The organism is Nonomuraea aridisoli, from assembly GCF_003236395.1.
In the GTDB taxonomy this organism is placed as follows: domain Bacteria; phylum Actinomycetota; class Actinomycetes; order Streptosporangiales; family Streptosporangiaceae; genus Nonomuraea; species Nonomuraea aridisoli.
In genome coordinates this window covers 1-21579 of sequence record NZ_POUD01000153.1, presented here as the reverse complement: position 1 = coordinate 21579, position 21579 = coordinate 1, and the positions used below count along the sequence as shown (strand labels likewise).

Annotated in this window: 19 protein-coding genes; 11 read left to right on the top strand and 8 right to left on the bottom strand. The window is 71.8% G+C overall.

Annotated elements, in window-relative coordinates:
- A partial coding sequence (locus C1J01_RS29790) for a PucR family transcriptional regulator ligand-binding domain-containing protein (RefSeq protein ID WP_111182294.1) occupies positions 1 to 1000 on the bottom strand: 1000 nt, incomplete at its 3' end.
- A 51-nt stretch (positions 1001 to 1051) separates the two neighbouring features.
- On the opposite strand from C1J01_RS29790, the gene speB reads away from it, so the two are divergent.
- From speB to C1J01_RS29775, 3 genes are read left to right on the top strand one after another with little or no spacing between them, the layout of a single operon-like run.
- On the top strand, positions 1052 to 2008 hold the full coding sequence (speB, locus tag C1J01_RS29785) for an agmatinase (protein ID WP_220040163.1): 957 nt from the start codon (positions 1052 to 1054) through the stop codon (positions 2006 to 2008).
- Positions 2005 to 3534 carry a purine-cytosine permease family protein gene (locus C1J01_RS29780; RefSeq protein ID WP_111182293.1) on the top strand — a complete coding sequence of 510 codons (1530 nt, stop codon included), beginning with the start codon at positions 2005 to 2007 and terminating at the stop codon, positions 3532 to 3534. Before speB ends, C1J01_RS29780 begins: the two co-directional genes overlap by 4 nt.
- Positions 3534 to 4178 (top strand): cyclase family protein, encoded by a 645-nt coding sequence (locus C1J01_RS29775; protein ID WP_111182292.1) that lies wholly within the window; start codon positions 3534 to 3536, stop codon positions 4176 to 4178. The genes C1J01_RS29780 and C1J01_RS29775 overlap by 1 nt, the downstream gene beginning before the upstream one ends.
- On the opposite strand, the gene C1J01_RS29770 is transcribed toward C1J01_RS29775, so the two are convergent.
- Positions 4175 to 4666 carry an Lrp/AsnC family transcriptional regulator gene (locus C1J01_RS29770; RefSeq protein ID WP_111182291.1) on the bottom strand — a complete coding sequence of 164 codons (492 nt, stop codon included), beginning with the start codon at positions 4664 to 4666 and terminating at the stop codon, positions 4175 to 4177. The genes C1J01_RS29775 and C1J01_RS29770 overlap by 4 nt on opposite strands.
- Before the next feature lie 260 nt (positions 4667 to 4926).
- On the opposite strand from C1J01_RS29770, the gene C1J01_RS29765 reads away from it, so the two are divergent.
- The 8 genes from C1J01_RS29765 to C1J01_RS29730 all read left to right on the top strand — a co-directional run bounded on the left by C1J01_RS29765 (position 4927) and on the right by C1J01_RS29730 (position 13660).
- Entirely contained in the window at positions 4927 to 6360 is a 1434-nt protein-coding gene (locus C1J01_RS29765) for a gamma-aminobutyraldehyde dehydrogenase (protein ID WP_111182290.1), read from the top strand.
- A 17-nt stretch (positions 6361 to 6377) separates the two neighbouring features.
- Positions 6378 to 7466, top strand: a complete 1089-nt coding sequence (locus tag C1J01_RS29760) for an ABC transporter ATP-binding protein (RefSeq protein WP_111182289.1) — start codon at positions 6378 to 6380, stop codon at positions 7464 to 7466.
- Positions 7467 to 7483: 17 nt separating this feature from the next.
- Positions 7484 to 8677: a polyamine ABC transporter substrate-binding protein gene (locus C1J01_RS29755; RefSeq protein WP_111182288.1), complete on the top strand. Its 1194-nt coding sequence runs from the start codon at positions 7484 to 7486 to the stop codon at positions 8675 to 8677.
- Positions 8678 to 8679: 2 nt separating this feature from the next.
- On the top strand, positions 8680 to 9531 hold the full coding sequence (locus C1J01_RS29750) for an ABC transporter permease (protein WP_111182287.1): 852 nt from the start codon (positions 8680 to 8682) through the stop codon (positions 9529 to 9531).
- The gene (locus C1J01_RS29745; RefSeq protein WP_111182286.1) at positions 9528 to 10316 is read left to right on the top strand and encodes an ABC transporter permease; all 789 of its coding nucleotides are present in this window, start codon (positions 9528 to 9530) and stop codon (positions 10314 to 10316) included. The genes C1J01_RS29750 and C1J01_RS29745 overlap by 4 nt, the downstream gene beginning before the upstream one ends.
- A 39-nt stretch (positions 10317 to 10355) precedes the next feature.
- A complete protein-coding gene (locus tag C1J01_RS29740) occupies positions 10356 to 11750 on the top strand; it encodes an NAD(P)/FAD-dependent oxidoreductase (protein ID WP_111182285.1) in 1395 nt (464 codons plus the stop codon).
- Positions 11751 to 11775: 25 nt separating this feature from the next.
- Positions 11776 to 12648: an alpha/beta hydrolase gene (locus C1J01_RS29735; RefSeq protein WP_111182284.1), complete on the top strand. Its 873-nt coding sequence runs from the start codon at positions 11776 to 11778 to the stop codon at positions 12646 to 12648.
- 112 nt (positions 12649 to 12760) lie between these two features.
- Entirely contained in the window at positions 12761 to 13660 is a 900-nt protein-coding gene (locus C1J01_RS29730; protein ID WP_235854759.1) for a serine hydrolase, read from the top strand.
- A 73-nt stretch (positions 13661 to 13733) separates the two neighbouring features.
- Here C1J01_RS29730 and C1J01_RS29725 read toward each other — a convergent pair whose 3' ends face one another.
- The 6 genes from C1J01_RS29725 to C1J01_RS29700 all read right to left on the bottom strand — a co-directional run.
- Complete coding sequence (locus C1J01_RS29725) at positions 13734 to 15245, bottom strand: DHA2 family efflux MFS transporter permease subunit (protein WP_111182282.1); 1512 nt, start codon at positions 15243 to 15245, stop codon at positions 13734 to 13736.
- 35 nt (positions 15246 to 15280) lie between these two features.
- On the bottom strand, positions 15281 to 18133 hold the full coding sequence (locus tag C1J01_RS29720) for an AfsR/SARP family transcriptional regulator (RefSeq protein WP_111182281.1): 2853 nt from the start codon (positions 18131 to 18133) through the stop codon (positions 15281 to 15283).
- Between the two features lie 7 nt (positions 18134 to 18140).
- A complete protein-coding gene (locus tag C1J01_RS29715) occupies positions 18141 to 18881 on the bottom strand; it encodes an isocitrate lyase/PEP mutase family protein (protein WP_111182280.1) in 741 nt (246 codons plus the stop codon).
- Positions 18878 to 19696: a cytochrome P450 gene (locus C1J01_RS29710; protein ID WP_146615771.1), complete on the bottom strand. Its 819-nt coding sequence runs from the start codon at positions 19694 to 19696 to the stop codon at positions 18878 to 18880. Before C1J01_RS29710 ends, C1J01_RS29715 begins: the two co-directional genes overlap by 4 nt.
- A 45-nt stretch (positions 19697 to 19741) precedes the next feature.
- Complete coding sequence (locus C1J01_RS29705) at positions 19742 to 20419, bottom strand: DUF998 domain-containing protein (protein ID WP_111182278.1); 678 nt, start codon at positions 20417 to 20419, stop codon at positions 19742 to 19744.
- The coding region (locus C1J01_RS29700; RefSeq protein ID WP_235854758.1) for a glycosyltransferase at positions 20416 to 21579 on the bottom strand (1164 nt) is incomplete at its 5' end. The genes C1J01_RS29700 and C1J01_RS29705, both read right to left, overlap by 4 nt.

Genomic DNA, 21579 nt, shown 5'->3' with positions numbered 1-21579 from the left:
TGCTAGGGGTGGGGCCCAGGACGTAGTGGTCGTTGCCGCGGCGGAGCATGAGGTGGGGGACGTCGTCCAGGGCGCGGCGCAGGACGTCGTCGTGGACGCCGCGGACGACGAGCAGTACGGCGTCGGAGTCCATCGGCAAGCCGAGGCGGGCCAGGCGGCGGCGGGCGGCCGGTGGGTCGAGGATGTCCTGGAGCAGTTCGGCCAGCGTCTCCGCGCCCTCGCGGCGCAGCGTCTCGCGCGCGTGCCGGGCCATGGCCACCTGCAGCGCCGCCACCGTGGCGATGTGCTGGACGACGGCCAGACCGGCAGGCCGGGCGCCCTCACGCTCGAACGCCACCAGGTGACCGGCCGGCCCGCCGGGCGCCGACACGGGCAGGACGAACCCGCCGGGGATCGTCGGCGGGGCGTCGGGCTGGTCGGGCAGGACGTCGCGCGGCGGCACCGGGACACCCGGCAGGAGCGGGCGCCCGCCCCGGGTGGACAGGTAGACGTCGTAGCCGGACAGGCGTTCCAGGCGTTTGAACAGCGTGGGGGTGTCGAGGTCTTCGGAGGCCAGCCAGTGCAGCGCCCCGAACACCTGCAGCTGCGCGCCGAGCCGGTGGCTGGCGTCCTCCTGGAGCGCGGCGGCGACCTCCTGCGAGATCGCGATGAACGGCACCGCCAGCGGCACCTCCAGCACCGGCATGCCCCGCTCCTCGGCCGCCGCGAAGAACGCCGGGTGCAGCGGCGGCACGTGCAGCTGCGCCGACAGGGCCAGCGCCGACACCCCGGCGTCGTCGAGCCGCTCCAGGTAGGCGCGCTGTTCGGCCGCCGTGCGCGGGACGCCGATGCCGGTCGTCATGATGACCTCGGCGCCGAGCAGCCACGGCGTCGGGTCGTCCAGCTCGCTGACGTGCGCCCACGAGACCGAGCGCGACAGCCCGGCCTCGCCCGCCAGCAGGCGTAGCTGCAGCGCGGGGGAGCGCAGGAGGTCTTCGACGGTCAACTTGTGGTCAGCCACAACACACACCGTAATACTTCGTGACGACTACAATTGCCGCAGGTCAGAGGCATGACGAACACTGTGCGCATGCACCAAGGCCCTGTCGATTCCTCCAAGGTTCCCCGTTTCGCCGGACCGGCCACGTTCGCCCGGCTGCCCCGCCTCGACCAGGTCGGACGCGCCCACGTGGCGGTCGTGGGCGTGCCGTTCGACACCGGAGTGTCCTACCGGCCGGGCGCCCGGTTCGGCCCCGCCGCGGTGCGGGAGGCGTCCCGGCTGCTGCGGCCCTACCACCCGGCTCTCGACCTGTCGCCGTTCGAGCGGGTGCAGGTGGCCGACGCCGGCGACATCGCGGTCAACCCGTTCCACATCGAGGAGGCCATCGAGACCGTCGAGGCCGGGGCCGACGCGATCGACGCGCGCCTGGTCACCATCGGGGGCGACCACACGATCGCCCTGCCGTTGTTGCGGTCGGCGGCCAAGAAGCACGGGCCGGTGGCGCTCGTGCACTTCGACGCCCACCTCGACACCTGGGACACCTACTTCGGCGCCGAGTACACGCACGGCACCCCGTTCAGGAGGGCCGCCGAGGAGGGCCTGCTCGACACCGAGGCGCTCAGCCACGTCGGCACCCGCGGCTCCCTGTACGGCAAGAAGGACCTGGAGGACGACCGGCGGATCGGGTTCGGCATCGTGACCGCGGCCGACGTGCTGCGGCGCGGGCTGGACGAGGTCATCGACCAGCTGCGCCAGCGGGTCGCGAACCGTCCGGTGTACATCTCGGTCGACATCGACGTGCTCGACCCGGCGCACGCCCCCGGCACCGGCACCCCGGAGGCGGGCGGGCTCACCAGCAGGGAACTGCTGGAGATCCTGCGGGGCCTGGCCGGCTGCCACCTGATCGGTGCGGACGTGGTCGAGGTCGCCCCGGCCTACGACCACGCCGAGATCACCTCCATCGCCGCGTCCCACGTGGCGTACGACCTCGTCAGCCTGCTCGCCATCCAGGAGGAACAACCGACATGAGCGGGGCCATCACCGAGATCGAGACGTACGGCGTCGAACGCATCCCCGACGCCGAGCGCACCGCGCGTCCCTTCGACCTGTTCCGGGTGGCGTTCGGCGGTGCCAACACGTTCGCCACCTGCGTCCTCGGGGCGTTCCCCATCCTGTTCGGGTTGTCGTTCTGGCACGGCCTGGCCGCGACCGTGCTCGGCCTGGTGGTGGGGTCGCTGATCCTGGCCCCGCTGTCGTTGTTCGGACCGCTGAACGGCACCAACAACGCCGTCTCCTCCTCGGCGCACCTGGGCGTGCACGGGCGGATCGTCGGCTCGTTCCTGTCGCTGCTGACGGCGATCGCGTTCTTCTCGATCTCGGTGTGGTCGTCGGGCGACGCGCTGGTGGGCGGCGCCCACCGGTTCGTCGGCCTGCCGGACACCGACCTGTCGTACGCCGTCGCGTACGGGATCTTCGCGGTCCTCGTGCTCGTCGTCTGCGTGTACGGCTTCCGGTTCATGCTGTTCGTCAACAAGATCGCGGTCGCGGCGGCGTCGCTGCTGTTCGTCCTCGGGGTGTTCGCCTTCGCCGGCGACTTCGACCCGTCGTATCCGGGCACGCTCGCGGCCGGCGACCCGCTGTTCTGGCCGTCGTTCATCGGCGCGGCCCTGATCGTGTTGTCGAACCCGGTGTCGTTCGGCGCGTTCCTGGGCGACTGGTCCCGTTACATCCCGGCGGACACGCCGCGCCGGCGGGTGATGGCCGCCGCGTTCCTGTCGCAGATCGCCACGTTCCTGCCGTTCTTCTTCGGCCTGTCCACCGCGTCGATCATCGCGGCCAAGGCCGCCGAGTACGTCGACCCGGCCGCGCCCAACTACGTCGGCGGCCTGCTGGCGATCTCGCCCGGCTGGTATTTCGTGCCCGTCTGCCTGATCGCGCTGATCGGCGGCATGTCCACCGGCACGACCTCCCTCTACGGCACCGGCCTCGACTTCTCCAGCGTCTTCACCCGGTTCTCGCGGGTGCGGGCCACGTTGTTCATCGGCACGCTGTCGATCGTCTTCATCTTCGTCGGCCGCTTCGCCGCCAACCTCACCCAGAGCATCTCCACCTTTGCCACACTGATCATCACGTGTACGGCGCCCTGGATGGTGATCATGATGCTCGGCTACGTGACGCGCCGCGGCTGGTACGACCCCGAGGCGTTGCAGGTGTTCAACCGCCGCCAGCGCGGCGGCCGCTACTGGTTCGCCCACGGCTGGAACTGGCGGGGACTTTCCGCCTGGCTGGTCTCGGCCGGGCTGGCGCTGATGTTCGTCAACCTGCCGGGGCAGTTCGTCGGCCCGCTGGGTGAGCTGGCGAGCGGCATCGACATCTCGCTCCCGGTCGGCCTGGGCGCCGCCGCCGTGCTCTACCTGGCGCTGCTCGCGATCTTCCCCGAGCCGCGCGAGGTCTACGGCCCCGCGGGGCCGCGCCTGGTGCGCGCGGCCGACACCCCGGTGCTGCCGATCGTGGACGCGACCACGGCGACCGCCGCGGCCGAGCCGGCGACCTGATGGAGATCGTCGACCTGTCGGTCCCGATCGAGACCGGGATGCCGGTCTATCCGGGCGACCCGCAGGTCTCGGTCGGGCCCGCGCTGACGGTGGCGGACGACGGCGTCAACGTGCTCCGCCTGCACCTGGGCTCCCAGTCGGGCACCCACGTGGACGCGCCGTACCACGTGGACGACGCGCTGCCCGCGCTGGACGAGCTGCCGCTGGAGCGCTTCTGGGGCCCGGCCGTGGTGGTGGACGCGCGGGGACTGCCGCCGCGCTCGCCGATCGGGCCGGAGCCCTTCGAGGCGGTCGTACGGGCGGGCGCGATCGTGCTGGTCGCCACCGGCTGGTCGGCCCACTGGGGGAGCGAACATTACCCGGCGCACCCGTACCTGACGGAGGAGGCGGCGCTGATGCTGGTGGAGGCGGGGGTGCGGACGGTCGGGATCGACGCGCTCAGCGTGGACCCCACGCCCGCCGACGACTTCCCGGCTCACCGGGTGTTGTGCGGCGCCCACGCCGTCATCGCCGAGAACCTCACCGGTCTCGACCGCCTCCTCGACGCCCAGGGGCGCGGCCTGCCGATCGAGGTGTCGCTGCTGCCGCTGCGCCTGCCGGGGGCCGACGGCGCGCCCGTGCGGGCCGTCGCGAGAGTGGGTTAGCGGGTGCCCCAGGAGTACGTCTGCTTGCGCAGCTTCAGGTACACGAACGACTCCGTGGCCCGTACGGACGGGATGGCGCGGATCTTGCTGAGGATCTCCAGCAGGTGGGTGTCGCCCTCGCAGACCACTTCCACGATCACGTCGAAGGAGCCCGCCGTGAGCACCACATAGTCGATCTCCTCGATGGCCGCCAGCTCGTCGGCCACCGCCTCCAGGTCGCCCTCGCAGTTGACGCCGATCATGGCCTGGCGGGGGAAGCCGAGCGTGAGGGGGTCGGTGACGGCGACGATCTGCATGACGCCGGCGTCCTGCAGCCGCTGCACCCGCTGGCGCACCGCGGCCTCCGACAGTCCGACGGCCTTCCCGATCGCGGCGTACGGCATGCGCCCGTCGATCTGGAGCTGTTCGATGATCTGCTTGGACAGGTCGTCGAGGACCACCGGGCCGGAAACTGGACCGTTGCGTCGTACACGGGGCGGCGTCGTCATCCCGAGGAATCCTTCCCTGACCGTCCGGCGTTACGGGGGCGTTCCCGTTAGGTTGCCGTCCTGGTGCGACATGTTGTCAGTTCTTGGCGTACTGTCAAGCGAATTCGTAGCAATTTGATATCTTCACCACGAAATCCCTTGTCGAGATGCATCCGCTCTGTAAGAGTCGCGGCATCTCGGCCCGCCTCGCGAGTGATCGAGCTCGCCGAGGTCATCCCTGGACATCGCACCATGGTCATACGACCGACAAAGGAGGGCGAATGACCACCCGTCTGCAGAACTACATCAACGGCGAGTTCGTTGACGCGAAGAGCGGGAAATTCTCCGACATCGTCGATCCGTGCACGGGCGAGCCGTACATCCAGGCTCCCGTCTCGGGCTCCGAGGACGTCGACGCCGCCTTCGCCGCCGCGGCCGCCGCGTTCGAGTCGTGGGGCCGGACCACTCCCGGTGAGCGGGCCAACCTGCTGCTCAAGGTCGCCGACGCGATCGACGCGAGGGCCGACGAGATCAACGAGGCCGAGTGCCTCAACACCGGCAAGCCCCGCGCCCGCATGGCCGAGGACGAGACCCCGATCGCCGCCGACCACTTCCGGTTCTTCGCCGGCGCCGCGCGCACGCTGGAGGGCCCGACGGCCGGCGAGTTCATGGCCGACCACACGAGCGTCATCCGGCACGAGCCGATCGGCGTCGTGGGCCAGGTCACGCCGTGGAACTACCCGATGATGATGGCGGTCTGGAAGATCGCCCCCGCGCTCGCGGCGGGCAACACCATCGTGCTCAAGCCCTCCGACACCACCCCGGTCTCCACGCTCAAGCTCGCCGAGATCCTCGGCGAGGTGCTGCCCGCGGGCGTCTTCAACGTCGTCACCGGCGACCGCGAGACCGGCGCCCTGGTCGTGAGCCACCCGACGGCCGCGATGGTGGCCATCACCGGCTCGGTCGGCGCGGGCATGTCGGTGGCGAGGAGCGCCGCCGACGACCTCAAGCGGGTGCACCTGGAGCTCGGCGGCAAGGCGCCGGTCGTGGTGTTCGACGACGTGAAGGACCTGCGCAAGGCCGCCGCCGACATCGCCGTCGCCGGTCTCTACAACGCCGGCCAGGACTGCACCGCCGCCTGCCGGGTGCTGGTCCAGGAGAGCGCGCACGACGAGTTCGTGGCCGCGCTCACCGAGGCCGCCGCCGGCACCGTCACCGGCGGCCTGGACAACGAGGACGCCCTGTACGGCCCGCTCAACAACGAGAACCAGCTGGCCCGCGTCCAGGGCTTCATCGAGCGGGCGCCCGCGCACGCCAAGGTCCTCACCGGCGGTCAGCGCGTCGGCGACAAGGGCTACTTCTTCGCCCCGACCGTCGTCGACGGGCTGCGCCAGGACGACGAGATGGTGCAGAACGAGGTCTTCGGCCCCGTGATCACCGTCCAGACGTTCACCGACGAGGCCGACGCGATCGCCAAGGCCAACGACGTGCGCTACGGCCTGGCCGGCTCGGTGTGGACCTCCGACCACGGCCGCGCCATGCGGGTGTCCAACCGGCTCGACTTCGGCGTCGTCTGGGTCAACACGCACATCCCGTTCGTCTCGGAGATGCCGCACGGCGGCTTCAAGCACTCCGGGTACGGCAAGGACCTGTCGGTGTTCGGTCTGCATGACTACACCAGGGTCAAGCACGTCATGCACTACATCGGCGAATAGCAAGGACGAATCCTGGAATGACCGGGCTGAGTGCGATTGAGCTTGAGGACGTCGTCAAGGAGTATCTCTCGCATGGCGAGGTCGTCCAGGCGGTCAAGGGTGTGACGCTGGACATCGCCGAGGGGGAGTTCTTCTCCCTCCTCGGCCCGTCCGGCTGCGGCAAGACCACGACGATGCGCATGGTCGCCGGCTTCGAGCAGCCCACGAAGGGGCTGGTCAGGCTGCACGGCCAGGACGTCACGAACGTCCCGCCGAACAAGCGCGACATCAACATGGTCTTCCAGTCCTACGCGCTCTTCCCGCACATGAGCGTCTGGGACAACGTGGCCTTCGGCCTCAAGCAGAAGAAGACCCCGGCCGACGAGATCAGGCGGCGGGTCGGCGAGATGCTGGAGATCGTCGATCTCACCGGCAGGGAGAAGCGCCGGCCGCGGGAGATGTCCGGCGGCCAGCAGCAGCGCGTGGCGCTGGCCAGGGCCCTGGTCAACCGGCCGCGGGCGCTGCTGCTGGACGAGCCGCTCGGCGCGCTCGACCTGAAGCTGCGCCAGGCCATGCAGATCGAGCTCAAGCGCATCCAGCGCGAGGTCGGCATCACGTTCGTGTACGTCACGCACGACCAGAGCGAGGCGCTGACCATGAGCGACCGGATCGCCGTCATGAACGACGGGCTGGTCGAGCAGCTGGCCGGGCCGCGCGAGATCTACGAGCGCCCCGCCTCGGCGTTCGTGGCCGGTTTCATCGGCACCTCCAACCTGCTCACGGGCACCGCGGCCGGCGGTGTCCTGAAGGTCGGGGGCGGCCGGGTGCTGGTGCCGGGGCACGACGGTGAGGTGACGGTCACCGTACGGCCGGAGAAGATCACCATCGGCACGGAGGAGCCCGCTCCGGAGCGGAGCGGCGTACGCGGCACCGTGGCCGAGGTCGTCTACCTGGGCACCTACAACAGCTACGCCGTGAACCTCGCCGACGGGGCCGACGGGGCCGACGGGACGGTCATCACGGTGTTCCAGCAGAACGCGCACGACGCCACGGCGACGGCGGAGCGGGGCGACTCCGTGTGGCTGTCCTGGCAGACGCAGCACTCGTACGTGATTGGAAGCTCATGAACCCCTTCATGCGTGGAATGACGCAGCCCCGCACCCGTCGTGACGTCTTCAGGCTCGCCGGCGCCTCCGCCGCCGGGCTCGCCCTGGCCGCCTGCGGCGTGCAGGGGCAGAAGGCGGCGCCGCCGAAGGCCGACGCCGTGGCCGACTTCTGGGCCAGGCAGAAGAAGAACGGCAAGGTCGTCTTCGCCAACTGGCCCGAGTACATGCCCGAGGACAAGGGCCCGCTGGAGAAGTTCAAGGCCGACACCGGCATCGCGTACGAGTACAAGGAGGTCATCCAGGAGAACGCGGAGTTCTTCGGCAAGGCCGACCCCGTGCTGCGCGCCGGGCAGCCGCTGGGCTACGACATCGTCGTCATGACGAACGGCATCCAGCTCCAGCACATGATCGCCCTCGGCTACGCGGTGGCGCTCGACCACTCCAAGCTGCCGAACTTCCAGGCCAACGCCGGGGAGAAGTACAAGAACCGGGCCTACGACCCCGGCAACAAGTACACGGTGCCCTACACCTCCGGGGTGACCGGGATCGCGTACAACACCGATTACGTCAAAGACGACATCACCAGTATCGAGGCGTTGTTCGATCCGAAGTACAAAGGGCGGGTCGGCATGATGGCCGACGCTCAGGAGATCGCCAATTTCGGCATGATCGCGCTCGGTATCGACCCGGAGAAGTCGGGCGAGGCGGACTGGCAGAAGGCCGGCGAGAAGCTGAAGGCGCAACGCGACGCCGGAATTGTGCGGAAATATTATGATCAGTCGTATATCGACGCCGTGTCGAAGGGCGACATCTGGCTGAGCATGGCGTGGTCCGGCGACGTGTTCCAGCGGCAGCTCGCCGGCGAGCCCGTCAAGTTCGTGGTCCCGGCCGAGGGCGGCACGATCTGGACCGACAACATGCTCATCCCCAAGGGCGCCGCCAACCCGCTCGACGCGCTCATGCTGATGGACTACCTCTACCAGCCGGCCATCGCCGCCGAGCTGGACGAGTTCATCCAGTACGTCACCCCGGTCCCCACCGTGCAGGACCTGCTGCGGGAGAAGGCGGCCAAGGCCCAGGGCGAGGAGAAGCAGACCCTCGAGGACATGGTGAACAGCCCGCTGATGTTCCCCAGCGAGGCCGACTACGCCAAGCTCCGCAGCTACACCCCGCTCACCACCCAGCAGGAGCAGGTGTTCAACCCGATCTTCCAGTCGATCACCCAGGCGTGACGATGAGGCGGCTGACCCCCTACCTGCTCGCGCTGCCGGGCTGGATGTGGCTGGCGATCTTCCTGGTCGTGCCCATGGCCGCGATGGCGTCGGTGTCGCTGCAGACCGGGAACGCCATCGACGGCTTCGCCATGACGTTCAGCTTCTCCAACTACGGCGATGCGCTGAGCACGTACAGCACCCAGCTGCTGCGCTCCCTGCTGTACGGCGGGCTCGCCACCGTGGCCATGCTGCTGATCGGCTACCCGGTCGCGTACTGGATCGCCTTCAGGGGCGGCCGGCGCAAGTCGATGTACCTGTTCCTGCTGCTCCTGCCGTTCTTCGTGTCGTTCGTGCTGCGGACGATCTCGTGGAACTTCCTGCTGGCCGACAACGGCATCCTGTTCGGCACGCTGAAGGACTGGGGGCTGCTGCCCGAGGGCTTCCACGTGCTCGCCACGACGTTCGCCGTGGTGGGCGGGCTGACGTACAACTTCCTGCCGTTCATGATCCTGCCGATCTACGTGGCGCTGGAGCGGGTGGACCCGCGGGTGGTGGAGGCGGCCCAGGACCTGTACGCGACCCGGGCGGCGGCCTTCCGGCGGGTGGTGCTGCCGCTGTCGCTGCCCGGGGTGTTCGCCGGGGTGCTGATGACGTTCGTGCCGGCCACGGCCGACCCGGTCAACGCGCAGATCCTCGGCGGCACGTCGAACACGATGATCGGCAACATCATCCAGACCGAGTACCTGACGAACCTCGACTACCCGACGGCCTCTGCGCTGTCGTTCACGCTGATGGCGATCCTGCTGGTCGGCATCTTCGTCTACGCCAAGGCGCTCGGGACGGAGAACGTGCTCGAGGCGGCGGCCCGATGAGGACCCGCGGACGGCTCGGCGACCGGCTGCTGCACGCCTACACCTGGCTCATCATCATCTGGCTGTCGTCGCCGATCGCCGTGATGATCCTGTTCGGCTTCAACGACAAGCAGAGCAAGTCCAACACCACCTGGCAGGGCTTCACCCTGCGCTGGTACGCCGAACTCTTCGACGTCTCCGACCTGACCGTGGCGCTGCGCAACTCCCTGGTGATCGCCCTGGTCAGCACCGTGATCACGGTCGTCATCGGCACCATGCTGGGCCTCGCGCTCGGCCGCCACCGCTTCCGCGGCAGCGGCGCGACGAACTTCCTGGTCTTCGCCGCGATCTCCACGCCCGAGCTGGTCATGGGGGCCTCGCTGCTGTCGTTGTTCGTCTCGGGCAACGTGCCGCGCGACGCGAACACGATCATCATCGCCCACGTGCTGTTCTCGTTGTCGTTCGTGGTCGTCACGGTGCGGGCGCGGGTCGTCGGCCTGGACCCGTCGCTGGAGGAGGCGGCCAGAGACCTCGGCGCGACGGCGTGGGGCACGTTCCGCCAGGTGACGCTGCCGTCCATCATGCCGGGCGTGCTGGCGGGCGCCATGTTGTCGTTCGCGCTGTCGATCGACGACTACGTGGTCACGAGCTTCGTCAACGGCTCGACCGTGACGTTCCCGCTGTGGATCGTCGGAGCGGTCAAGACCGGCATCCCGCCGCAGGTCAACGTCATGGGTACGTTGATCTTCGGCATCGGCGTGCTGATCGCGGTCGCCAACGCGGTCGCGGCCCGCCGCCGCGCGTGAGTGCTCCCATCGCCGAACTCTCGTAGGGAAGTGAAATGTGTGGATCCGCTGAAGGCGCTTGCTGACGCGGAGCGCAAGCCGTACTGGCTGGACAGCCCGGCCAGACCCGAGCCGCGGGAGCGGCTCACCGGACCGACCGCCGCCGACCTGGTCGTCGTCGGCGGCGGGTTCTCGGGGTTGTGGACGGCCCTGATGGCCAAGGAACGCGACCCCTCGCTGGACGTCGTCCTGCTCGAAGGCCGCAGGATCGGCTGGGCGGCCACCGGCCGCAACGGCGGTTTCTGCATGGCGACCCTCACCCACGGCCTGGCCAACGGCCTGGAACGGTGGCCGGACGAGATCGACCGGCTGGAGCGCATGGGCGTGGCGAACCTCGACGAGATCGAGCGCACGCTGGAGCGCCACGGGATCGACTGCTCGTTCGAGCGCACCGGTGAGCTGCACGTCGCCACCGAGCCCTGGCAGGTGGACGCGCTGGGCGAGCACCTCGACGTGATCTCCGAGCTGGGGCTCGACTACCTGCCGCTGGACCGCGAGCAGGTGCGGGCCGAGGTCGACTCGCCGACCTACCTCGCCGGGCTCTGGGAGCGCAGCGGCTGCGCCATGCTCGACCCGGCCCGGCTGGCGTGGGGGCTGCGGGAGGCGTGCCTGAACGCCGGCGTACGCGTCCACGAGCGCAGCCCGGTCCGCTCGCTGCACGACGACGGCACGCTGCTCACGCTGCGGACGCCGCACGGCTCGGTGGCCGCCCGCAGGGTGGCGCTGGGCACCGGCGTCTTCCCGCCGCTGCTGCGCCGGCTCAAGCACTACGTCGTCCCCGTGTACGACTACGCGCTCATGACCGAGCCGCTGACCGCCGGGCAGCTCGCCTCCGTGGGCTGGCGCAACCGGCAGGGCGTGGGCGACTCGGGCAACCAGTTCCACTACTACCGGCTGACCGACGACAACCGCATCCTGTGGGGCGGCTACGACGCCGTCTACTACAACGGCGGCCTGGTCAAACCGGAGTACGACCAGCGCGACGAGACGTTCGTCAAGCTGGCCGAGCACTTCTACGCCACCTTCCCGCAGCTCGACGGCGTGCGCTTCACCCACCGGTGGGGCGGCGTGATCGACACCTGCAGCCGCTTCAGCGCCTTCTACGGCCGGGCGCACGGCGGCCGGCTCGTCTACGCCCTCGGCTACACCGGCATGGGCGTCGGCGCCACCCGCTTCGGCGCGAACGTCATGCTCGACCTGCTGTCCGGCGAGCGCACCGAGCGCACCGAGCTGCGCATGGTGAAGGAGAAGCCGATCCCGTTCCCGCCCGAGCCGGTGCGCTCCGGGGTGATCCAGTTCACCCGGTGGTCGATCGCCCAGGCCGACCAGCACCAGGGCAGGCGCAACCTGTGGTTGCGGGCGCTCGACCGGATGGGGCTGGGCTTCGACACGTAGCCCGGACCGGCCCAGACTGGGTGGTATGAGAATCGAGTTCACCGCCGACGGCCTCACCCTCGCCGGGGACCTGCGGGTGCCCGAGGGCGTGGGGCCGTGGCCGGGGCTGGTCTTCACGGGGCCGTTCACCGGGGTCCGCGACCAGGTCACCGGCCGGTACGCGGCCCGGCTGGCCGCGCGCGGCCACGTCACCCTCTCCTTCGACCACCGCTCCTGGGGCGAGTCGGAGGGGCAGCCGCGCCGGCACGAGGATCCGCAGGGCAAGCTGCACGACCTGCGGGCCGCGGTGTCGTTCCTGCGCGGGCGGCCCGAGGTCGACGCCGAGCGGATCGGGGCGGTCGGCATCTGTCTCGGGGCCGGGTACGCGCTGAAGTTCGCCGCCTTCGACCCCCGGGTGAAGGCTTTCGTGGGGATCGCGGGGGCCTACAACAACCCGTACGCGATGCGGTCGGGCATGGACTTCCAGGCGGCGCTGGCGTCGTACACGGAGGTGGTGGAGCGGCAGGATCTCGGCGGGCCGGTCGAGTACATGCCGGTCGTGGCGGAGCAGGGCGAGGCCGCGATGCCGGGGGACGAGCCGTACGCGTACTACGGGACGGATCGGGGCGCCTCGCCGCACTGGGCGAACGAGGTGACCCGGCTCAGCGTGCGGGAGCTGCTGACCATGGACAACATGATGGGCGCCGACTTCCTCTCGCCGAAGCCGGCGTTGATCGTCCACGGCGTGATCGACCGGTTCTGCTCGCCCGAGGGGGCCGAGGAGGCGTTCAAACGGCTCGACCAGCCGAAGAAGATCGTCTGGGTGGACGCCCAGCGGCACATCGACCTCTACGACCGGGAGCCGTACGTCACGGAGGCCGTGGACGCGACCGCCGACTTTCTGGCCGAGCACTTGTGACGGCAAGGGGACGCTGAAGGTATGCCCAGGAAAGCCCTGGGTGTGAGGCGCTGGGGGTGATGGCCGGGAATGTTCCGTACGACCACCGATGGGAGGTGGGCACGTGCGGACGATGTGGACGGCCTGGTTGGGCCTGGCGCTCGTGGCAGGGTGCGGGGCGGAGCCCGCCCCGCCGAAGCCCGCCGTGGTGCGGGCGCCGGTGAAGGCAGCACGCTGTTTCCTGAAATTTCCGGACGTACGGGCGGGGCATGCCGCGCGCGCCCGGCTCGAACGCGACATCTCCCGCTACGTCCGCGACCGCCCGGGCCGGGTCGTCTACGGCGCCCTCGACCTCGTCAGCGGGATCTCGCTGGGCCAGGGCGAGCACGAGCGCGACTTCATCACCGCCAGCGGCGCCAAGGTGGACATCCTGGCCGCCCTGCTGCACGGCAGCGCCGGCCGGCTCGACGAGGGAGAGCGCGACCTGGCCTCCCGCATGATCACGGAGAGCGACAACAGCGCGGCGGACACGCTCTGGTCGCGGGTCGGGGCCGGCGGGGCCATGAGCGACTTCTACCGCCGGATCGGCCTGAAGGAGACCACGCCCGGCCCGAGCGAATACTGGGGCGGCACCAGAACCAGCCCCGCCGACCGCATCCGGCTGCTCAAGGTGCTGATCAACGGTGGCAAGGGGCTGTCGCAGGGAGACCGGGCGCTGGTGCTGGGGCTGATGGGGCGGGTGATGGCGGAGCAGGCGTGGGGCGTCAGCGCCGCCGCCCGCCCCGGCGACCGGGTGGCGCTCAAGAACGGCTGGACGCCGCGCCCGTTCGAGGGCGGCACCTGGGCGGTGACGAGCTATGGCCGTGTCGTGGGCCCGGGGCGTGACCTGCTCCTGTCGGTCCAGACGGACCACCAGCCGGGCGAGGGGACGGGGATCCAGACCATCGAGGGCATCGCCCGCCTGATCGGCTCCCGCTTCGACTCCCTCACCCCGACCACCACCCGCCCCTGCCCCACCAGACCGACCTTCTGACGGGTGCCCCGGTGCCCGGCCTGGAAGCGCCGAGGCGCCGCACCCCCCGCTGGGTGCGGCGCCTCGAGTGGCGTCAGGAGTGGGCCCGGGTGAGGACCTCCTCGGGGATGACCTTGGGGACGCCGCGCAGGCCGGCCAGGGCGAGCAGCGCCACCACCGCCAGGACGCCGGCCGTGACGAACGAGGCCAGGTGCAGCCCTTCCATGAAGGCCAGCCGCGCCGCGCCGATGAGCTCGGCGGCCTGGTCGGCGGGGAGGGCCGAGGCCGTGCTCACCGCCCCGGCGAGGGACTCCCGCGCCGCCTCGGCCGGCACCCCGGCGGGCAGCTCAAGGTTGGCCCGGTACGCGCTGGTCAGCACCGTGCCGAGGATCGCGATGCCGAGCGCCGCGCCCAGCTCGAACGCCGTCTCCGACACCGCTGCCGCCGCCCCGGCCCGCTCGGTGGGCGCGGTGGCCAGCACGTTGTCGTTGTTGACGGTGAAGGCGAACGCGATGCCGATGCCGCCGACCACCATGGCGGGCAGCAGCGTGACGTAGGTGATCTCGGTGCCGAGCGTCGTGTACCACAGGAACGCGCCGGCGTTCATGGCCAGACCCAGGGCGACCACGCCGTTCCTGCCGAGCGGGTGGATCAGCTTGGCGGCCAGCACGCCGCCCACCGCGCCCGCCAGGCCGCCGGGCAGCTGGGCGAGCCCCGCCTGCAGCGGCGACCAGCCGAGCACCAGCTGCAGGTACCAGGCGAACATCAGCATCATGGCCGACATCGCGAAGATCGCCAGCAGGTTCGTCAGGATGGACGCGGTGAACGCCCGCCGCCGGAAGAGCCGTACGTCGATCAGCGGCTCGGCCAGCCGCGTCTGCCGCCACACGAACGTCGCGAGCAGCGCGATCCCGGCCACGCCCGCGGCCACCACGTCGGCGTGCTCCAGGCCCTTGTGCGCCATCTCCTTGATCGCGTAGATGACGGCCACGATGCCGGTGAACGACAGCGCCACGCTGAGCAGGTCGATCCGGCCCGCGTTCGGGTTGCGCGACTCCGGCAGCACCAGGAGGCCGCCGACGATCACGAGCGCCATGATCGGCACGTTGATCAGGAAGACCGATCCCCACCAGAAGTGGTCGAGCACCAGGCCGCCGACCACCGGGCCGACCGCGAAGCCCGCCGCGCTCATGCCGCTCCAGATGCCCACGGCCGCCGTCCGCTCGCCGGGGTCGGTGAAGACGTTGCGGACGATCGACAACGTCGACGGCATGATCGTGGCGGCGGCCACGCCGAGCAGCGCCCGCGCGGCGATCAGCAGCTCGGCGCTGGGGGCGTACGCGGTGACCACGGACGCCGCGCCGAACGCCGCCGCGCCGATCAGCAGCAGGCGCTTGCGTCCGATGCGGTCGCCGACGTTGCCCATGGTGATGAGCAGGCCGGCCAGCGCGAGGCCGTACATGTCGCCGATCCACAGCAGCTGGGTCGAGCTCGCGCCGAGGTCGGCCACCAGACTCGGCAGGGCCAGGTGCAGCACCGTGAGGTCGAGCGAGAGCAGGAGTGTGGCCACGCAGGCGACGGCGAGGCAGGACCATCTGTTCGTCATGCCGCTCACTGTCGGGGGAACGGCTGACGGCGGGCCTACCGTTCGCTGACCGGCCGGCTGACGGCGGTGCCGCGACTCACCGCCCGGCTGACCGCCGTCAGCCCGGCCTCGATGCGTTCACGCGTCTCCTCGGTGCTGTACCAGCCGGCGGGGCACTCGTGCCGCGCCCGCGTCATGAGGGCGCGGGCCTCGTCGAGGTCGCCGCGGGCCAGCGCCACCTCGCCCTGGCCGAGATCGGCCCAGGCCAGGATCTCCATCGAGCCGTTGCGCCGGGCCAGCTCGGCCGCGTGCGCGTAGTCCGCCCGCGCGGCCTCCATCTCGTCCAGGTGGAGCAGCGCGTCGGCCCTGCGGCACAGGGCCTCGGCGATCTCGGTCGTGGCGCCCAGTTCCCGTGCCAGCGTGAGCGCCTCGTCGGCCAGCGCGTGCGCGCCGCGGTAGTCGCCCTGCTCCTGCCAGAGCGAGCCTAGCCCGGACAGCGCCAGCACCGCCCCCCACCGCTCGCCGATCTCCCTGAACCCGGCCAGGCTCACCTCGAAGTGCTCCACCGCCTCGTCGACGCGGCCGAGCCCTTGGAGGATGAACGCCGCGCCGCAGTTCGACAGCGACCGCATCCACGGAGTCAGTCGCGGCATGGACCTCGCGATCTCGACGAGGGCCTGCTGGAAGTCGGGGGGCGGGCCGACGAGCATCGACAACAACATCATGAGGAACTCGACCCTGGCCGGCAGGAACGTCCAGCCGAGAGCGTCGCGCAGCTCGTCCAGCCGGGCGCGCAGCCCCTCGCCGCCGTGTCCCACCCAGCCGGACACGAGCACGCACATCGCGTACTCCTCGTCCAGGGCGGGCGGGCGCGCGGAGCCGAGCGCGTCGAGCACGTCGGAGGCCAGGTCGGCGCTCGTGACGCGGTGACCGCGCATCCACCAGTAGCAGGCGCTGTAGGCGGTCAGCCGCAGCCCCAGCTCCAGGCGTCCCGACTCGGCGGCCCACCGGGTGGCCGCGATGAGGTCGTCGCTCTCCTCGTCCAGCCTGGCCAGCCATTCCAGCTGCTCGGCGGCGCGCAGGCGAGCGTCCGCCGCGATCGCCAGGTCGAGGTAGTAGGTCGCGTGGGCCTGCCGGACGGCGGACTCCTCGCCCGACTCGGCCAGCCGTTCAGCGCAGAAGGCCCGGATCGTCTGCAACATCCGGAAACGGCCGGCCACGAACTCGACCAGCGACTTCTCCGCCAGCGAGAACAGCACGTCCTCGGGCAGCCCGCACACCTGCTCGGCCGCCTCGGGCCGGGCGCCGCCCGCGAACACGGTCAGCCGCATGGCGGCCCGCTGCTCGCTCTCGTCCAGCAGGTCCCAGCTCCAGGCGACGACCGCGCGCAACGTCTGGTGGCGCGGCAGCGCCGTACGGCTGCCACGGGTGAGCAGCCGGAACCGGTCGTCCAGCCGCGCCGCCACGTCGTCGACCGACAGCGTGCGCAACCGGGCCGCGGCCAGCTCGATGGCCAGCGGCAGCCCGTCGAGCGCCCGGCAGATGCGTACGACCTGCGCCGCGTTGCCCGCGTCCACGGCGAAACCCGGCCGGACGGCGGCGGCCCGGTCGGCGAACAGCCGGACGGCGGCGTAGTCGAGCGGGTCGCCCGTGTCCACCGGCGGCAGCCGCAGCGGCGCCACGGGCAGGATCGACTCGCCGGTGATGCCGAGCGCCTCGCGCCCGGTCGCCAGCACGCGCAGGCCGGGGCAGGCGGCCAGCAGGTGGTCGGTCAGGTCGGCGGTGGCCGCGACGAGGTGCTCGCAGTTGTCCAGGACGAGCAGCAGCCTGCGGTCGGCGAGCGCGGTGACCAGCCTGGTCACCGGGTCGACGGCCGGGCGTTCGGCGTGCAGCAGCGCGTCGCGGATGTCGAGCGCGGCCAGCACCGCGCGCGGCACGCCGGAGGGGTCGGAGACCGGGGCGAGCGGCACGAAGCACACGTCGCCGGCCTCCTGTGCGGCCGCCTCGTTGGCCAGGCGCGTCTTGCCGGCGCCGCCGGGGCCGATCAGGGTGACGAGCCGGTTGTCGCGGAGCCGGGCGCGTACCTGGTCGAGCTCCTCGGCGCGGCCCACGAAGCTGGTGAGCTGGGCGCGCAGCCCCTGCCTGAGAGGGCCTGCCGCCGCGCTCGGCGCGGGCGCCCCCAGCGCGGGGTCGGCGCGGAGGACGGCCAGGTGGGCGGCGGCCAGCTCAGGGCCCGGCTCGACGCCCAGCTCCTCGTCCAGCAGCTTCCTGGCCTGGTCGTAGACGGTCAGCGCCTCCGCCTGGCGGCCGCTGCCGTACAGGGCGCGCATGAGCTGGGCGGTCAGCCGCTCGCGCAGCGGGTGGGCGGCGGTGAGCTGGCGCAACTCGGCGACCAGCTCGCGGTGCCGGCCGAGATCCAGGTCCGCCCGCACGCGGTCCTCGGTGGCGGCCAGGCGCAGCTCCTCCAGCGCCGCCACGGCGGCCTCGGCGTGCGGGGCGTCGGCCAGCGGCGTGCCGCGCCACAGGTCGAGCGCCTCGCGCAGCAGCGCGGCGGCCCGCTCCGGGTCGCCGCCGGCCAGCGCCTGCCGGCCGGCCTGGGCGAGCTGCTCGAACCGGCGGGCGTCGACGTCCTGCGGGTCGGCGACCAGGCGGTAACCGGCCGGGTGGAACTCCACCAGATCCCTGCCCAGCGCCCTGCGCAGCCGCGACACCTGCGACTGCAGCGCGTTGGCCACGCCGTCGGGGGGATCGGTGCCGTACATGCCGTCGATCAGCTGTTCGGCGCCGACGACGCGGCCGGCGTGCAGGGCGAGCAGCGTCAGCAGGGCGCGTACCCGGGGGCCGCCGAGCGTGATCGGCTCGCCGTCCTCGCCCAGCGCGGCGGTGGGTCCGAGGATCTGGAAGCGCATGGCTCGATTATCGCGGCAAGCTCGCCGCGATCTCCGTATATGTCGGGATGGAAGGTGGTTGCTCGCCGCGGAGTGCCAGCGCGGTGGCCGCGGCCTCCCTGAGCGCGGCCCGGTAGAGCAGCGACCCGGTGCTCACCCGGGCCACCCCCGCCTGCGCGAGCCTCGCGAGGGTGGGGCCGCCCGGCTGGTGGAGCACGTTGAGCGGCAGCGGCGTGCTCGCCGCCACCTCCGCGATCTCGTCCACGTCGGTCAGGCCCGGAACGAAGATCCCGTCGGCGTGGCCGTACGCGCGCACCCTCTCCCGCGTGTCACCCGTCCGCAGCCAGCAGGTGTCGGTACGGGCGTTGACGAACACGCCGTGCCCCAGGGCGGCCTCGATGATGCGCTGCTGCAGGCCGAGCGGGCGCAGGGTGCCGTCGGGGCGGCCGTCCTCCAGGTTCACGCCCGCGACGCCCAGCGCGGCCAGGCAGGCGACCAGGTCGGCCACCTGGGCGGGGTCGTCGCTGAACCCGCCCTCGATGTCCACGCTCACCAGCACTCCCAGGGACGTGATGGATTCGGCCAGCTCGATCGTCTCGGCCCTGGTCGCGCCGGCCGCGTCCGGCTTGCCGTGCACGGCGGCCACGCCGAGGCTGGTCGTGCCGATCGCCGGGAAGCCCCGCGCGGCGAGGTACGCGGCCGAGCCGTAGTCCCAGGCGTTGGGCAGCAGCAGCGGGTCACCGGGGCGGTGCAGGTCACGGAAGCTCATGGCAGCAGTCCCTCCAGAACGCCGGCGGCCAGGGCGAGCGCGTGGTGCGGTGCAGGGCAGGGGCGCACACCCGAGCCGAAGGTCAGGTACGGGCTCCGGCCGCGCGCGGGGTCGAACCGTTCGGGGTCATGGAACACCTCGGGGTCGCGGTTGACGGCCACCAGGTCGATCGTCACCTCGTCGCCGGTGCGGGCGTCGAGTCTGCGGGTGGCCTTGAGCGGCGGGTCGTGCCGGAGCGTCTCGTGCAGCAGCGCCCCGACGTCGCCCGCCCAGGCGGGGGCCGCTGCGGCCAGGCCGTTCGCGGCGGCGCCGGCGAGCACGTTCCCGATCGGGCCGTCCGCGGCGGCGCGGGTGTGCGCGAGGGCGTTCTCGACGAGGGTCTCTGTGGCGGCGTGGGCCTGCAGCAGCAGCGTGATCACCGAGATGTCGGCCTGCCGGAGCAGTTCGGCGACGGCGGCGTCGGCCTGCGGGCTCTCCTCGCCCGACAGGTAGCCGTCCGCGGCGGCGGGCACGGCGCCGGTGTCCTCGACGCCCAGCGCGGCTCCCAGCACGGCCACGGGGACACCCCGCCAGTTCCCGCCGCGTTCCCGGGTCAGCTCCCTGGCCGCCTCGCGCAGCCCGGCCGGGTCCACCCCGTCCAGGAGAGCGACGAGCAGGCGCCGCCGTTCGGCGTGCTCGGGGCCGGTGCTGAACCGCGACACCCGGGCGCGCAACCAGGCCAGCGTGCCCTCGGCGCCGTCGGCGCGTACGGGCGGCGGAACGTATCGGGTGTCGGCCAGGACGGCCACCGCTTCGGCATGACGTGTGACAGGCATGGGCCCACGTTAGGGCGGAGTCCTTTCGCCGCCCGTCGAAGCGTGTCAGGCGGCCAGCCGCTGCTGTTCGGTCTCGCTCGTCCGCACCGCGGACTCGGTCGCGGCGGCCGGGCGCAGACGGGCGGTTGCCCCGGCCATCGTCACGGCCATCGCCACGATCAGCGCCATGTCGGCCACCACCACGGCCCGCTCCAGCAGCCCGTAGTACGCGCCCCCGTTCACGAACGACGAGGTGAAGGAGGCCGGGTGGGCCGCCAGGTACACCGCCAGCGTCACTCCGGCGGCCACGCTCAGCGCGCGCACCGCGTTCCAGCCGGGCGTGCCCGTCCGGCCCCGGGCCAGCATCCAGCCCGCGACCGGCAGCGAGGTGAACACCACGGCCGCCGCCCAGCGGTGGATCTCGCCGGACACCGTGTCGAGGTGCGACCCGCTCGGGTCGGTCGGGAAGATCGCGCTCAGGACCAGGCCGGCCGCCCCGGCCAGCAGCAGCACCCGCGTGGCCGCCGTACGCACCGGGTCGGTCACGGCGAGCCCGTACGCCAGCCACACGCACGCCCCCGCGAGCGCCAGCATCCCGGCGATCACCGGCGCGAGCCCGCCCGGGACCAGCGCGTAGTGGCTGAGCAGCACCTGCGCGGGCAGCGCGGTCTCCGCGTACGCCAGCGCGCCCGCCGCCGTCACCGTGGCCGCCACGCTGAGCCGGGCGCATCCCCGGGGCGTCATCGCGCGACCTCGTCGTAGATCTCCTCGAAGCGGGCGAGAGACGCCTGGTGGTCGTGCGTGAGCGCGAGCTCCCTGCTGGCCTTGCCGAACCGGGCGCGCAGGCCGTCGTCGGCGAGGATGGCGGTCAGGTGGCGGGCCAGCGAGATCACGTCGCCCGGCTGGAACAGGTGGCCGTTGTCGTCGACCAGGTGGGGCAGCGCCATCGCGTCGGCGGCGACGACGGGCAGGCCGCTGGCCATCGCCTCCAGGGTCGCGATGCTCTGCAGCTCGGCGACGCCCGGCATGGCGAACACGTCGGCGGCGGCGAACGCCTGCGGCATGGTCTCGTCCGGGACGAAGCCGAGGAAGAACACCCGGTCGGCGACGCCGATGCGGCGGGCCAGCCGTTCGAGCTCGGTGCGCTGGTTGCCCTTGCCGACGAGCGCCACCTGCGCGTCGGTCTCGTTCAGCACCAGCGGCAGGGCGCGGACCAGCTCGTCGATGCGCTTCTCCTCGTCCAGGCGGCCGACGAACAGCACGGTCGGCCGGTCGGGCAGCCCGAAGAGCCTGCGCGCCCACGCCTTCGGCTCGGTGTGCGGGTGGAAGCGGGCCAGGTCGATGCCGCAGGAGATCGGCTCCACCGTACGGGTGAACCCCTGCTCGGCCAGGAGCCGGGCGGCCAGCGGCGTGGGGGTGGTGACGCGGTCGGCGCGGTTGAAGACCCGGCCGAAGTCGCGCCAGGCCAGCCGGCCGGCCTGCCTGCGCAGCCGTTCGGGGATGTGGCCGAACTGGAAGAGGTTGTCCGGCATGAAGTGGTTGGTCGCCACGACCGGCACACCGGCGCGGCGGGCGGCGGCGATGGCGGCGCGGCCGACGACGAAGTGGCCCTGGGTGTGCAGCACGTCGGGGCGGATGCTCGCCACCAGCCGGTCCAGGCGGGTCGGCACGGTGAAGCGCATGGTGGGGTGGACGAGCAGCGGCGCCGAGCGCAGGCGGTGCACGATGACGCCGTCCACCACGTCGGCGCTGGGCGGGCCGACGTCGGACTGGCAGACGACGTGCACCTCGTTGCCGCGCGCGGCCAGGCCGGTGGCCAAGCGGTGGGTGAAGTACGCGGCGCCGTTCACATCGGGCGGGTAGGTGTCGGACGAGATCAGGACGCGCCGCGGCCGCTCGGGGAC